This window comes from Bifidobacterium hapali (assembly GCF_002259755.1).
In the GTDB taxonomy this organism is placed as follows: domain Bacteria; phylum Actinomycetota; class Actinomycetes; order Actinomycetales; family Bifidobacteriaceae; genus Bifidobacterium; species Bifidobacterium hapali.
The window spans coordinates 1-14039 of sequence record NZ_MWWY01000038.1 but is presented as its reverse complement, the minus strand read 5'-3'; the positions used below and the strand labels follow the sequence as shown (position 1 = coordinate 14039).

The 14039-nt window shown below is 55.1% G+C and carries 9 protein-coding genes and 1 pseudogene; 2 read left to right on the top strand and 8 right to left on the bottom strand.

Features of this window, described 5'->3' with window-relative positions:
- Nucleotides 1–55: 55 nt before the first annotated feature.
- Complete coding sequence (locus BHAP_RS09410; RefSeq protein ID WP_094730447.1) at nt 56–1414, bottom strand: MFS transporter; 1359 nt, start codon at nt 1412–1414, stop codon at nt 56–58.
- 255 nt (nt 1415–1669) lie between these two features.
- Between BHAP_RS09410 and BHAP_RS09405 the strand changes: the two genes are divergently transcribed.
- Nucleotides 1670–2608 (top strand): isoaspartyl peptidase/L-asparaginase family protein, encoded by a 939-nt coding sequence (locus BHAP_RS09405; protein ID WP_094730446.1) that lies wholly within the window; start codon nt 1670–1672, stop codon nt 2606–2608.
- A 340-nt stretch (nt 2609–2948) separates the two neighbouring features.
- On the opposite strand, the gene phnX is transcribed toward BHAP_RS09405, so the two are convergent.
- From phnX to BHAP_RS09380, 5 genes and pseudogenes are all read right to left on the bottom strand, one after another.
- A complete protein-coding gene (gene phnX / locus BHAP_RS09400) occupies nt 2949–3731 on the bottom strand; it encodes a phosphonoacetaldehyde hydrolase (protein WP_094730445.1) in 783 nt (260 codons plus the stop codon).
- A gap of 38 nt (nt 3732–3769) precedes the next feature.
- Complete coding sequence (locus BHAP_RS09395) at nt 3770–4978, bottom strand: 2-aminoethylphosphonate--pyruvate transaminase (protein WP_094730444.1); 1209 nt, start codon at nt 4976–4978, stop codon at nt 3770–3772.
- 450 nt (nt 4979–5428) lie between these two features.
- Nucleotides 5429–8293: an extracellular solute-binding protein gene (locus tag BHAP_RS09390; protein ID WP_169713204.1), complete on the bottom strand. Its 2865-nt coding sequence runs from the start codon at nt 8291–8293 to the stop codon at nt 5429–5431.
- A 1-nt stretch (nt 8294) separates the two neighbouring features.
- Entirely contained in the window at nt 8295–9146 is an 852-nt protein-coding gene (locus BHAP_RS09385; protein ID WP_211279726.1) for an ABC transporter ATP-binding protein, read from the bottom strand.
- Between the two features lie 513 nt (nt 9147–9659).
- A pseudogene (locus BHAP_RS09380) lies at nt 9660–10527 on the bottom strand (MurR/RpiR family transcriptional regulator).
- 139 nt (nt 10528–10666) lie between these two features.
- Here BHAP_RS09380 and BHAP_RS09375 point away from each other — a divergent pair.
- Complete coding sequence (locus BHAP_RS09375) at nt 10667–12883, top strand: alpha-L-arabinofuranosidase C-terminal domain-containing protein (RefSeq protein WP_094730442.1); 2217 nt, start codon at nt 10667–10669, stop codon at nt 12881–12883.
- A 172-nt stretch (nt 12884–13055) separates the two neighbouring features.
- On the opposite strand, the gene BHAP_RS09370 is transcribed toward BHAP_RS09375, so the two are convergent.
- On the bottom strand, nt 13056–13301 hold the full coding sequence (locus BHAP_RS09370) for a hypothetical protein (protein WP_143248780.1): 246 nt from the start codon (nt 13299–13301) through the stop codon (nt 13056–13058).
- 173 nt (nt 13302–13474) lie between these two features.
- The coding region (locus tag BHAP_RS09365; RefSeq protein ID WP_211279725.1) for an IS256 family transposase at nt 13475–14039 on the bottom strand (565 nt) is incomplete at its 5' end.

The window sequence follows — 14039 nt, the reverse complement described above, 5'->3', positions numbered from 1 at the left end:
ACCCTCACGAGATGGCAATATGACATAATTTGCCATCCCGTGAGATATGAAGGAATCACGCGATGGCAGGAACCGCTGTTTTTCCATCGCGTGACTCAGCGGTAGCGATAGTCCATGCGAATGAATGCGCATCATCCGCATCGCCGCGCGACGCGAACGGCATCAACGCTAACGCCAGCGCAAATCCAACAATCGCGTATATAAACATCCAGCGATATTCACCAGTCGACTGCTCGATCAAACCAAACAACGTAGGAGAAATCGCTGCACCGCCAGATGTGGCGAGATAATAGTATGCGGTCATCGTACCGGTATGCTCAGTGCCACCCAGTTCCGTTGCCCAAGGCAGTGCGTTCACCAATACCATCATCCACAAAATGCCGAATACGAACGCAAGATACGGCAATAGTTCCGCTCGCCCTACCCACGGCATCGGAGCAAGCATCACAATCGCTAATACCAATCCGGCGCTCATCGTCGCACGCCGACCAAAGCGCGTACCAAGCCAACCTGCTGGAATTGCGAACAAAATACCACTGACCGCAAACCACACTAGACCACCGCTTGCAGCAGACGGTTCCATACCCAAATCATGCGTTGCGTACAACGTGAAATACGTTTCGATTGCACTCGAGCCCATCGTATATAAGAACAAAATCGCCAAAATCATGCGGAAACTACGACGAGCATCATCATCGAGATCAAGCCGGGGGACCGCAGCTTCACGAAACTCGCGCCAACTAACAAACGGCAATTGTGCCGACTCACCCGGCTTCGTACGGAACTCATTCGGTTCTTGCACAAGTGTCGTAAGCGCAACCAGCGCGCCAACCATAATGAACGCGCCCGCCACGAACGTGATGCTCATGCCGTAACGCTTATAGAGCAGGCTTCCGCCGCCGAGGGCGAGCACATTGCCGATCGACCCCATGAAATTGATAATGCCATTCGCAGTACTGCGTTTACTTGAAACAGTGACGTCGGGCATAAGCGCGACAATCGGCGCGCGGCATGTTGACATGAGTATCGCGTACACAACCACAGCGGTGATCGTTAGTGGCGCATTCGGAGCAATCGCGATCAGAATCAAACAAACCGCTGCAGACGGAATGGCAACGAGTGCGAACGGGATGCGCCGCCCCCAGCGAGTGCGCACTCTATCCGACAGGATACCGAATAATGGTTGAATCGTGAATCCGCACAGATTATCAATGCCCATTACAATGCCGACGATGGCGGTCGGAATCGCGAGTTCCTTGAGTTTGATCGGCACGAACGCGTTATACATTGCCCATGCGGCAGCGATAGCAAGCATGCCAAACCCGATGGAGAATGTTTGTAGCAAATTAAGACCGGCTGTTGGATGTGATGCGCCGACTCGTGCGTTGCGCTGAGCTGCCATCCTGTTATGCATACTTACTGTGATAGTCGCGTGAATCGTCGTATCTGTTGCCCAAGTGATGCGGCACGGTGAATCATCGGTGAATTTTGACGGTTGATGTGCGCTGATGCACGACGGTGCGCGACAGTGCAGGGATACGTTCGTATGCGTGCGTTGCGGCTCGTATGATGATGCATAATGAACGCAACAGGTGACATGCCAAAATGCTGGTGGCAGTGATCTTGGCACGGTCTGGTGACGAGAGACAATAACGAGGGGAGAGTAATAATGAACGAACACGCAACATCCACGCCATTAGTCACGGCTGAATCAGCCGGTAGCGAGGACGGTATTACGCTGATTATTCACGCTGGAGCAGGCAATCGTGGCCGGCATCACACTGCCGAACGATCTGAGCAAGTCAAGGCTGATGTAACGCGCGCGCTCGATGCTGGGTATGCCGTGCTGGAAGCTGGAGGGGCCGCCGAAGATGCAGTTATCGCGGCAATTCATGTGATGGAAGACGCGCCTGAATTTAATGCAGGCCGTGGTGCAGCTCTCACCAGCGATGGATTGGCGCGCATGGATGCTTGTCTGATGACCGGCGATGGTGATGTTGGGGCGGTTGCGGGAGTATCAACAGTGCGCAATCCGATTGATGCAGCGCGCGCGGTGAAAGATTTCACGAAGCATGTGCTGTTTGCCGACCCGACTGACGAAGAGCTTGCCGCATGGGGTATTGCGACAGTGTCAAACGATTATTTTATTACGGATGAACGCCGTCGTTCATTGGTTGAAGCGCAGACGAGTGGTGATACGTGGGAGAAGCATGGCACGATCGGAGCAGTAGCGCGCGATGCAGCTGGTCGGATTGCTGCGGGCACGTCTACGGGAGGAATCACGAATCAGATGCATGGTCGTGTCGGTGATTCACCACTGCCGGGATGTGGCACATTTGCTGATCAGCGCACGGTTGCAGTTTCCTGTACGGGCATTGGCGAAGCGTTTATCAAAGCGGTTGCTGCGCATCAGGTGGCTGACCGTGTGCGATTTGCTGGAGAGAGCGTTCATGATGCAGCTGTGGCTACGCTCGCTGAGGTTGCGGAGCATCATGGCGATGGTGGCATGATTGTGCTACCTGCGACCGGCCGTGGTGTTGTTGCGTATAACAGTGAAATGATGAACTTCGGGTATCGCAGTGCCGCTGGCGAACGCGTGCAAGGGTAATTTGTGCCGGTGATGAATGATGTGTACGTGCATGGCGCGGATACCTGCGGCCGACATGCGGGCTAATGCAATCTGAGAGGCAGTTTTTCGGATTTGCAGGAGTCCTTCTGTAATCTGAGAGGCAGTCAGTGTGTAAATCACCGATGAAAACACGCCAAAGATCCCATCATATCGGTCTTGTTTACACAACGACTGCCTCTCAGATTACAGAAAGACCCTTACTGCAACGAAAAACTGCCTCTCAGAATGCAGAAAGCCGTGCCGCCTGCTGCCACATACATACTACATAGGTACCCTGTGGCCCGATCACCCGCCCGGGTGAAGGGTCTGTGACCGGAAGTCAGGCGAGTTGAGTCAGGAGCGTCGGCAGCTCGGCCATTGTGTCGATAACCGCATCTGCGCCCGCGGCTACGAACGCATCGCGAGCAGCGCTGCGGGCAGTTGCCTTATCAGCGTCAGACAGAGCCTCGAACTCAGACTGGCTTAACGCCATTTGGGAGCTGCCTTCGGTCACGCCGATCGTGAACACGCCAGCGTTCTTACCTTCGCGAATATCAGACAGTGTATCGCCAACTTTTACCGCGCGGCGCACGTCAGTCACACCAAGGTGTTCGAGATTGCGGAACACCATATACGGGTATGGGCGGCCGAAACCATTCGTGCCATCCGGACTAATCCAAAAGTCCGGTGCATAGCCGTTCGCAGCAGCTTGGGGCACGACAATGTCCATCATTTTATCCGTATACCCGGTGGTCGAGCCTATCTTCAAGCCCATCGCACGCAGTGCAGCAGCTGCGTCCACCACACCCGGCTTCGGATCAGCAAACTGGTCGAGAATGCTCAGCAGCTTGGGCTCGAAATGAGCGTATACAGCATCGGTATCCGCATCGGTCGGAGCAGCGCCGTGCGCATCTTCCCATGCGCGGGCGATGCGATCCATGTGCAGCATGGTTTCAATATGATCATGCTTAAGCATGCCCATCGGCTTGCGGGTTTCAGCCATAGTTGGTTCAATGCCAAACTCCTTGAACGCCTCTTGAAAAGCGCGCACCGGTGCGAAGCAACCATAGTCCACAGTCGTGCCAGCCCAGTCAAAAATGACAGCTTCAAAACGATTGGTCATCGTGATTCCTTTCTTTTTTACGGTCGTAGTCGTTGTACTCAGGCGGTGAGCTTCACACCGGCAGGAGCTGCAGCCTTAATCGGCTCGCCCGCAGCATCCATCGCAGCGATCGCATCTGGCACAGAAGCCGAACCGGTAGCAGCCTCAAGTAGACCACGTTCACCCATGTACAGGGCCAGCAGTTCGGTTACCTTCTCGATATCGTCGGTGTAGATTTCGCCGATATTGCCCAAGCGGAACGTTTCCTCATCGGTGAGCTTGCCCGGGTAGATCGCGTAACCGCGTTCCTTAATGAACTCGTACATGTCGTGGAAATCGAACGACGTGCCTTCCGGGTAGAGGAACGTGGTGATGATCGGGCCTTGATGATCGGCGAGGAACACGCGGAAACCAAGTGCGCGCATACGTGCAATCAACAGATCGTTGTTGAGCTGGTAACGGGCTGAACGCATCGGAATGCCGCCCTCAGCAAACATTTCATCCAGAGCCTTCGAGAACGCGAGCACCACGTGCGTCGGCGAAGTGTAACGCCACTTGCCATTCGCCTTTTCGAGCGTGTTCCACTGGTCCCACAAGTCAAGCGAGAGGCTACGCGCCTTGCCCTTGGAGGCTTCGAGCTTCGCCTTGTTGCAGATGATAAAGCTGAATCCCGGCACGCCCTGAATGCACTTATTGGCCGAAGAGACAAGGAAGTCGATACCCCAGCCGGCAACCGGAATGTCCACGCCGCCAAACGAGCTCATCGCGTCGACCATAAACGTGCAGCCGTGCGACTTGGCGACGGTTGCCACTGCGGCGATATCGTTGAGCAGGCCAGACGTGGTTTCGGAGTGAATCATAGAAACGTGCGTGATGGACGGATCGTTACGCAGGTATTCATCAACCTTGTTGGCGTCCGGAATGCGGTCGTATGGTTCCGCGTACTGAACATAGTTGATGCCGGCGTGCTCGCAGATCTTCACCTGACGGTCGCCGTAGGCGCCGTTGGTGCACAGCAGCACTTTTTCGTCCTTGCCGATCACCGACGTGAGTACACTTTCGACGCCGAACGTGCCAGAACCCTGCATGAGCACAACCGTGTATTCGGACGGGTCGCAGTGCGCGAGCTCAAGCAGCTGGCGGCGAATCTTCTGCGTAATCTGCTGGTAATCCTCATCCCACGTGCAGTGATCGAAGAGCATCTCTTCCTTAACGGTATGCGTGGTGGTCAGCGGGCCAGGAGTGAGCAGTTTGTATTCGTTTGCCATGATGATTACCTTTCCTTGTTTCCGATTGCCGACTCTAGTCATTTGCGTAGTTGATGACATCTTCTACGTAGTCTGATATCTATCGTCGGCGTGTTGTTTGTAGTTTTGAATGGTCTGTTTGATTCTCGTTCACGATCGAACGGGGTGATGATTTTGTTTAGTTCCAGCGTGGGCTGTTGGTTGGTGATGTATGTTGCTCGACACTCTCCAGGCCGCTCGGCCGAGTCTTACGGTCGAACAACATACATCACCAACCAACAGCTGGTCTATTGAAAACTTACGTTTGATGAGCGAACGTAACGTTGAACGAAAACGGAGGGATGTGGTTTGGCAGATGCGTTGCTCGACCGTAAGACTTGGCCGAGCGGCCTGGAGAGTGTCGAGCAACACATCTGCCAAACCACATCCCGGTAGGGCTACTTAGCTAAACCGAGCGCTCTGGAACTGAGTTCACTCGCCTTGGGCGATGCGCTTGCATTCGGATGAGAAGTCCTGATGCTGCTGGAGCAGATCAACGGTCAGCGGCTTCGGGAAGGACTTTGACCGCTTCGACGCGTTAGCCGGAGCACTCTCACCCTCATACAACGGCGTCGGATAGGTTTGAAGCAGTTCCGCACGACCCTTGTCGATGATGACACCGGCCATCTTCTGCGCCTTCGGGTTGGTTGCGCGGCCCTTGTCGAGCACTGCCACCGACTCGGTCAGTGAGTAGTTGCCTTCGGTTGGGTCGACATAATCGATCGGCAGGCCCTTCTTCTTATCGGCAACCGCCTGATGACGCAAGCCGAAACCAATCGCCACTTCCTTCGCGCGCACTGCCTTGAGCGGACCGGAACCGGACTGCTCAAGATGCGGGCCAGCATTGCGGTAAATATCGGTGAGGATTTGCTTACCTTCTTCGCCGGTACCATACGCGTCGACGATAGCCTGAACCATGAGCCAGCCAGTGGATGAGCCTTCCATATCTGGCACGGAGATCAAGCCCTTGTATTCAGGTTTAGCGAGATCAGCGTAGCTCTTCGGAGCTTCAACACCAGCGGCCTTGAGTGCTTCGGTGTTGATGATGATCGCGCCTTCCTGTGCGGTGGTTGGGGAGCGCCATGCGGGAGCCTTCGAGTTCTCGGTGTCGCCGAGCAGCTTCGACTGCACGTCGGTCAGGTTGGCGAACATGTGGTTGCGTTCCTGTGCCGAGTCGATGTAGTACGAGCTCATGGTGAGCATGTCTGCTTCGAGCGCCTTGCCTTCGGCCAGCATCTTGCCGCCAAGCTCAGAAGTACCGAACTCTTGGACAATGTACTGGTCCTTGTATCCGTTGTTGTCGAGCGCGTTCTTGAATGCGGTGATTGCTTCCTCATCGGCGTTCGTGTAGATCACCACTTTGCCGCCGGTCGCCGCAGCACCGGTTGATACAGCACCAAACGCAACAAGCAACACGACCGCCACGGCAGAAGCAATGCTCGTAATCAGACCGCGCGTACGACGTCCCGAATCATCTGGTAGCTGGAAGTTAGCTGCCGCAGCTGCCAGCTGACTGCTCGGACGCACGGTAGCAACCGCTGCAGCAACCTGCGGAGTCTTCACGCTAACCTTTGCGCGAGCCTTGGCCTTAGCGCGTTCGCGGGAGCGATCACGGGTGAGTAGTGCGATCAGACCCTTAACGATAAGGTTGACGACGAGGATGAGCAGCGAGAGTACGAACACATCGTCGAACTTAGCGATATGTTGCAATGCGGAAATCTTCGTAGTGATCACCTGTGTACGCGCACCAGTCAAGAACACGACTGCAGAAATCGTCACCATTGCGTTGACGAAATAGTATCCGAAGATTTGCAGCAGTGTTGGCCACGCGTTCGGCGTCACCACGCGTACCAGTGTCTTGAACCAGCTGTCGCCCATGAGCTTTGCGGTGGTTTCCCAACCGGCGTTCATCTTGGTGAGCGAGTCCTTGATCATCTGGTATGGGGTTGCGAAATAGTGGACGATGTTTGCGATGATCAAAATCCAGAACGTGTTCTGCAACGGCGAACCAGAGAACATGAACAGGAACGCAATACCGAGCACCATGCCAGGAACCGTGTTGATAATCGCAGAAATCGCATCTACCGAGCGACGCGCCCACGCAGGCAGCTTGGAACGCGAAGTTACGAGGCCAGCAGCATACACGAACAGGCAGCCGAAGATTGCGGTCATGACGGCCACGTACAGCGAGTTTGTGAACACTTGCGTCAACTGCGAATCAGTGAACAGATTCGCGATATGACTCATCGAGAAGGTCGGGTTGTCCGGCCACTCAGCGACGAACGGAATGAGCAGAATCACTACGAACACCGACAGGACGCATACGAGCGTAATCACGGAACCGATGCCGCACAGCCAGTCGCGCGTCTTACCTTTCGGCAGTTCGATCTGGCTGATCTGCTTGTAACGAATAGCGAATCGTTCAAGCACGGTCATCAAGATGATCGAAATAATCGACGGAATCAGCATGAATACTGCGATGACAGCACCGCGGTTGAAGTTCGGGATCGAGCCGAGCATCTGATTGAACAGTGTCATCGCAAGCACGTCGTACGTACCGCCGACTGAGGTAGGAATACCGTAGTCGGTGAACGCGAGGAAGAACGACTGGATGAACGCGACCGCCATCGTGCCGATCAGTGGGCGCAACACTGTGTTCAGGAACGTGGTGATCGGCTTATCACCCATAATGTGCGAGACGATAATGAACTTCTTGTCAACGAACTGGAAGCTGTTGTTGATTAGCAAGAAGCAGGTTGGCAGTGTGTAGATCACGTAGCCGATCAGCAGGCCGTTGAAACCGTAGATATCGAACAGTGGGTGCCCAATAAGCTGCGTAATCAAGCCGTTCTTACCGAACGAGTAGATGATTGCGAAACCATACGTGATGGTCGGCAGCAGCATCGGCAGCTGAGCGAGTAGAGCCACGGCTTTCTTGAACCCGGCCGGCACGTTCGTGCAGTTGATCGTGTAGCTGAGCAGGAATGCGAGCAGTACGGCCACGAGCGCGGATACGGATGCTACGGTCAGTGAGTTAGTGATTGAGCGCGTGAACTCGGGGCGGCTTAAGATTGTCGCGTAGTTTTCGAGCGTCGCCGCGCCGCCTGCCGTGGTGAACGAGCGGACGATCACGAGAATCATCGGGACGACGAGGAAGCCGAGGAAGCAGACAGCTACGATGATGAGCAAAGTCCACAGTTCGGTCTGCTTTGGCTTGGAAGGTCGACGTTCGTAATTGACGATCTCCGGCCGAATATTGGGCAGTTGGTTGCCCGCTTGAATTGCTTCGGTTGACATGTCAGGCCTCCTGCGCAGCGAGCTCGCGGTTAGCTTCGGCAGCCTTCGCGTCGCCTTCGTTGAACAGTGTGTAGATATTGTTACGCTTGACTTCAAGCTGGTGGAGGATGAACTTCTTCACGAAGTCGGAGGCCGGGTGCTCAATGATGTTTTCTGGCGTATCGTACTGGGCGATCTTACCGTGGTTGATGATGAGGACCTTGTCGCTCATCGTGCAAGCCTCTTCCGGATCGTGCGTGACCATGATCGTGGTGAGCTTGTACTGTTCGACGATCTGCTTGATCTTGGCTTTAATGGACTCCTTGATCACGCCGTCGAGCGCGGACAGCGGCTCGTCGAGCAGCAGCAGTTTCGGCTTCATGACAAGCGTACGAGCGAGCGCCACACGCTGCTTCTGACCGCCTGACAGTTCGTCAATACGCTTGTTCAAGTGTTCTTCGAGACCAAGCAGACTGATGAGTTCCTTGATTTCTGCCTCGGAGGAAATACCCGGGTTGTTGCGCAGACCGTAAGTGATGTTCTGATATGCGGTGAGGTTCGGGAACAGTGCGTAGTCTTGGAACACGATGTTGAAGCCGCGTTTTTCCATCGGTACTTGTGTCAGATCTTCGCCGTCGTAGATGATTTGTCCGCTGGTTGGATCGGTGATACCGAGGATGATGTTGAGCAGCGTGGTCTTGCCGCCGCCAGACGGGCCGAGAATTGACATGATCTGGCCCTTGTCGAGCGTCAGGCTGATGCCGTTGAGGACGTGCGTGTCCCCGAATGACTTGGTGATGTTCTTGAGTTCGAGCATATTTCTCAACTTGCCTTCCAACGGTTCGCCTTGTTGACGTACCGTCCCTATCTTCATGCCGGGGCTGTTGGCTGCCGGCATCCGTTCGGTATTCAGTTATCGTGTGAATGATTGCGACCGAACTTCATGCCGCACTTCTATAGTCGGTCTTGATGGCGCCTCTTTGTGCCAGTTCAGGGGAAAGGTTGCCGACAGTATGGTAAATAATGAGTGAAACTACGTCCTAATTGCGTAGTTGCGTAGTTTTATTGGTGAGAAGGCGCATAACGGGGTGGGCCTGTGTGAGTGGACATAGGTAACTCGACACGCTCCGGGCCGCTCGGCCAAGTCTTATGGTCGAGTTACCTATGTCCACTCACACAGACCCTCATGTGGTGGAAATGCTCGGATATGGGATGTGGACATAAAGTGTGGGCATAGACTGGTTATGAGATGACTATTAACCCGGAATGTGGGTATAGACTGTCCATCTAATGCCGGTTTTTGGTTGTTTCGTGAACAGTCCATACCCACATCAGCGAATAAACAGACAGTGTATGCCCACATCACGGGGCACAACGAGCATACGAATCAGCCGTTGAAAACTCGATCGGCGATAATCTTGCCCGAACGGTCAAGTTCAGTAGAGAATCGGCCGTAATCGCTTAAAATCACACCCATGTACAGCATGTCAACGAGCGCGGTATGAGCAACGCGCGAGAAAATCGCGTTACCGTAAATCGTGTGCTCACCGCGACCAGCGTACAAGCATACGTCAGCCCAATTAGCTAACGGTGTGCCAGCCGAATTGGTAATCGCCACCGTGCGCGCCCTGCGACTTCGCCAAGCGCAACGCTTTAACAGTGTCTGACGAAGAACCGGAATAGGAGAAGGCAATCGCCGTGTCGTCCGCACTAAGGTGGCCGGCACCGATCTGCTGCAGGTAGGCGTCGATGTTCAGCCTCGTTTTGAGGCCGAGGTAACCGAGCTTGGTGAACAGGTCGGTGGCCGGCACGAGCGAATTCTCCACGCCGTAAATATCGATCATGGAGGCACCAGCGATCAGTGAGACAGCCTTACGGAACGCGGCTTGATCAAGCGAGTTAGCCATGTCGTCCAGCAACGTCTTCGCACTGTTGACAGCTTTGGCAGGTACTGAATCGAGATCGTCCCACGGGTTGAGATCGAACCCTTCGAGCGGGTCGAACGTAACCCGATGTTCCGCTTCAGGATGGCGCAGCACGTAACGCAACTCACGGTATCCGCCGAACCCGAGCTTGCGGGAAAAACGGATCACGGTTGGCTGACTGACTCGGGCAGCATCAGCAAGCTGACCGACAGTAAGCGCCGCCGCTTCGCCGAGATGGTCACGAACATACTGCGCGACGGCACGTTCCGCCGGTCGCAGCGACGGGTACACATGGTCGATGCGCTCGCGAATGCCGACCGAAGACTGCATGCCGCCTCCTTAGCCTTGCTCACTATCCGAAATTCAGCATATGCGATGACAGTGTGTCTAGACCGCACACAAGTTGACTATGTGGTGAACACGAATTGAACACTTTTGTGCATCGCTACGTTGCGCGATAATAGAACGCATGGTGACGATAACGGTGGGCGCGTCGACGCATCCGGCCAGTGAGCGACTCTACGGCGTCTTTTTTGAAGATATCAACCACGGTGCGGACGGTGGATTGAACGCAAACATGGTGGACAATTACAGTTTCGACGGCGTGTATGTACATCACGAGTCGTTGCGGCTCAAGGGCGCTGATCGTTGGCGCACTGAAGCCGATCCATTGCGTGGCTGGCGCTTCGACGGGCTAACCGTGGACAGTTGCGGTACTGAAATACGCGGCGAACACGGTCAGCGTGTGATGACCGACTGCCCGGCGCCGCCGATTCATCGCAACAGTCGCTACGCGCGCATCACAATCGGTGGGCCGCGCATCAGCGAAAATGCGACCTATCCGTCCATCGAGAACTATGGATACTGCGGTGACCTGCAACGCGCCGGCCTGTACGCTATGTCCATCGTGCGCGATCATACATACGATTTCACAGCATACGTGCGTCCGGTCAATGGTACGGTCTCGCTGCGCGTCACGGTCATCGGTGGCGACGATCAACCAATCACCGACGACGTGCGCTTCGACGTTGACCGGTTCGCCGGTGAGCCGATGCGCGACGGCTGGGTGCGGGTCAAGTATGTGCTGACCGGACTCGCGAACGAATACGGCGCGCTGCACGTCGATGTGATCGGCGAGCCTGGTGCAGCGTTCGATCTCGACTGTGTGTCGCTCATGGACGCGGACTCGTGGGGTGCGGGCGACCCGAAATGGCAGTATGGCAGGATGCGACGAGACTTAGTCGAGTCGATCGCTGCACTGAAGCCGGCTTTCGTACGCTTTCCGGGCGGTTGCATCGTCGAAGGCGTGACACCCGGCAACGAATACCGGTGGAAGGACACGGTCGGCGCGCTGCCCGCCCGCCGGCAACAGGTCAACATGTGGGCGTTCAAAACGCCCGATGGTGGCATGTATTCGCAAAGCTACCAGATCGGCTTCTACGAGTACTTCTGTCTATGCGAGGATCTTGGCGCCAAACCCCTGCCGACGCTGTTCGCTGGTATCACGTGCCAGTCGCCGTATCGCGATCCCAAGCATGTTGACACTGGCTCTGACTGGTTCCGCAACGTCGTCGTACAGGATTATCTCGATCTCATCGACTTTGCGAACGGCGACCCCGAGACGAATTCGTGGGCGGCCGTGCGCCGCGACATGGGTCATCCTGAGCCGTTCGGATTGGACATGATCGGCGTCGGTAACGAGAATTTCGGTGCTGATTATGTTGACAAATTCGATGAGATTTGCCGTGCGATTCACGCTAAAGATCCGCATATGCTGTGCGTGATGAGTGCCGGTTTATTCCCCTTCAAACTGCCAATGCGTCGCGCGTGGAATCATGCGCATGCGGTTGCAGCTGGCGAAGTGCCGGGCGTTGAAGCCGCTCCGCGAGGGAGACACGCGGATACTGATTCCCTGTTTGGACTCGATCATGAGCCGGTTATCCTCGTGGACGAGCACGCCTACCATTCCCCACAATGGTTTATCTCGCAGGCCAATCGATTTGATGACTACCGGCGTGATGGCACTGGCGTATACTTCGGCGAATATTCGGCTAACGGCTATTTTGCCGCCCAGCCGCAGGACTACGATCACGCCAGTCAATGGCGGTCGGCGCTCGCCGAAGCCGCGTTTCTTACCGGCTGCGAACGCAATAGCGACGTCGTTATGATGACCTCGTATGCGCCACTGTTGTCTCACGTTACTGCCCACGGTTGGGAACAGAATCTGATCGAATTCAACCCGGCACATGTACAACCGAGCGTGAATTATGAAGCAGAACGTCTGTTTTCAACCAATTATGGTTCGTTTGCTTATGCGTGTGTAGTGGATGATGATGAGGGCGGATGCTTATTTGCATCGGCTACCGGTTCGGATGGCTCGAATGGCTCGGATGGTAAGGGTGCGCGACGGTTTATCAAACTGGTGAATACAGGTGAATCTCGTATTGGGGTAACGTTGCACATTACGATTCCGGTTCGCGTGTCAAGGGATGCGTTGCGCCACTTACATATTGAAACGTTGACCGCTGATCCGTATGCGCGTAATACACTCGATTATGTTGGTGAGGGACATGAATGTGTGACACAGACGGTGCGCGATTCTCTGCTACCGCCGGATACATCCAGTCCGGTTCGTGTTGCGTTGACACTCCCAGCATCCAGTATCACACTAGTGCGGCTCAAATAACATTCCATGGTGTGGTAAATCTCCCATGATGCGGTAATCCAGCAGAGGCATGATTCGCGTAATCGTTGGAATATAGCCATTCTGCTTCACCGCACCATGTCTAATTTACCGCACCATGTCTAATTTACCGCACCATGAGAGGTTTACCGCATCATGGGAGAGTATGTGCTGGTTACATCAGCGAGAAGCTGGATGCGGTAGCCATGATGAGGAACAGGAACATCAGCAGGAATCGTAGTGACGTCCATCCGACGTAGCTGCCGCGTGGGGACCGATTTGTTGCGATATAGTCACAGATTTCAATGCGGCGACTCCACAGGATAATCAAGCCGATCGCACTGCCTACCGCGAGGAATGCAATGTACGATGGCTGCTCGGCGGCATCCGGCAGGAGTGCGAGCAGCCGTAATACTGTCAACGATTGTTGACTGTGCAAGTATTTGGCGATGTGACTTATTTTTTTGACATGTTTTACGATAAATTTGACATGTTTTTAAGCTTTTGACATGTTTTCTATAGATATGACATGTTTTTATGGGTAGTGCCCGGATTCTTGCGCACTTTGGTCTTCGCCCGGCTCTGCGACGATGATCAGTTCGCTACTGGTACGCTCTCACCGAGCCGGGACATGTCGAGGTAACGGCGCGTCGACCACTCGTTCGAGGTCACGTAGCGGACGCGCGCGCAGACGAGCATCAACGCGCTCCGCCCGTCCGGAAACGAGCCGACCACGCGCGTGCGTCGCCTGATCTCGCGGTTCAATCGTTCGATCATGTTGTTCGTACGGATGCGCCGGCGATGTTCCCTCGGATAGTCGTCGAGCAGGTAGGTCGTCGTCTCGCTAATGCCTTCGCGCAGGCATTTGGCAGCCTCTCTGAGCTTCCTTGTCTCCAGTTCCTTGGCGACGGATTCCGCCTTCTCCAACGCCTTGTCGCGTGATTCCATAGCAAACACGGCCTTAAGCGCGTCCGCAGCCCACTCCCGGTTTCTGGGGTTGACCTTGGCGAGGATATTGCGTTCGAAATGCACCATGCACCGCTGATAACGCGCCTCCGGCAACAGTTCGTTCACGGCGGCCACGAGTCCCGCGCACCGGTCACCCGTTACCAATCGCACGCCCTTCAACCCACGCGCGAGCATACCGGTAATGAATCCA

Bases quoted from the DNA above. Each gene is read 5' to 3' on its own strand.
- BHAP_RS09410 (WP_094730447.1), bottom strand. From the start codon at position 1,414: ATGCATAACAGGATGGCAGCTCAGCGCAACGCACGAGTCGGCGCATCA.
- BHAP_RS09405 (WP_094730446.1), top strand. From the start codon at position 1,670: ATGAACGAACACGCAACATCCACGCCATTAGTCACGGCTGAATCAGCC.
- phnX (WP_094730445.1), bottom strand. From the start codon at position 3,731: ATGACCAATCGTTTTGAAGCTGTCATTTTTGACTGGGCTGGCACGACT.
- BHAP_RS09395 (WP_094730444.1), bottom strand. From the start codon at position 4,978: ATGGCAAACGAATACAAACTGCTCACTCCTGGCCCGCTGACCACCACG.
- BHAP_RS09390 (WP_169713204.1), bottom strand. From the start codon at position 8,293: ATGTCAACCGAAGCAATTCAAGCGGGCAACCAACTGCCCAATATTCGG.
- BHAP_RS09385 (WP_211279726.1), bottom strand. From the start codon at position 9,146: ATGAAGATAGGGACGGTACGTCAACAAGGCGAACCGTTGGAAGGCAAG.
- BHAP_RS09375 (WP_094730442.1), top strand. From the start codon at position 10,667: ATGGTGACGATAACGGTGGGCGCGTCGACGCATCCGGCCAGTGAGCGA.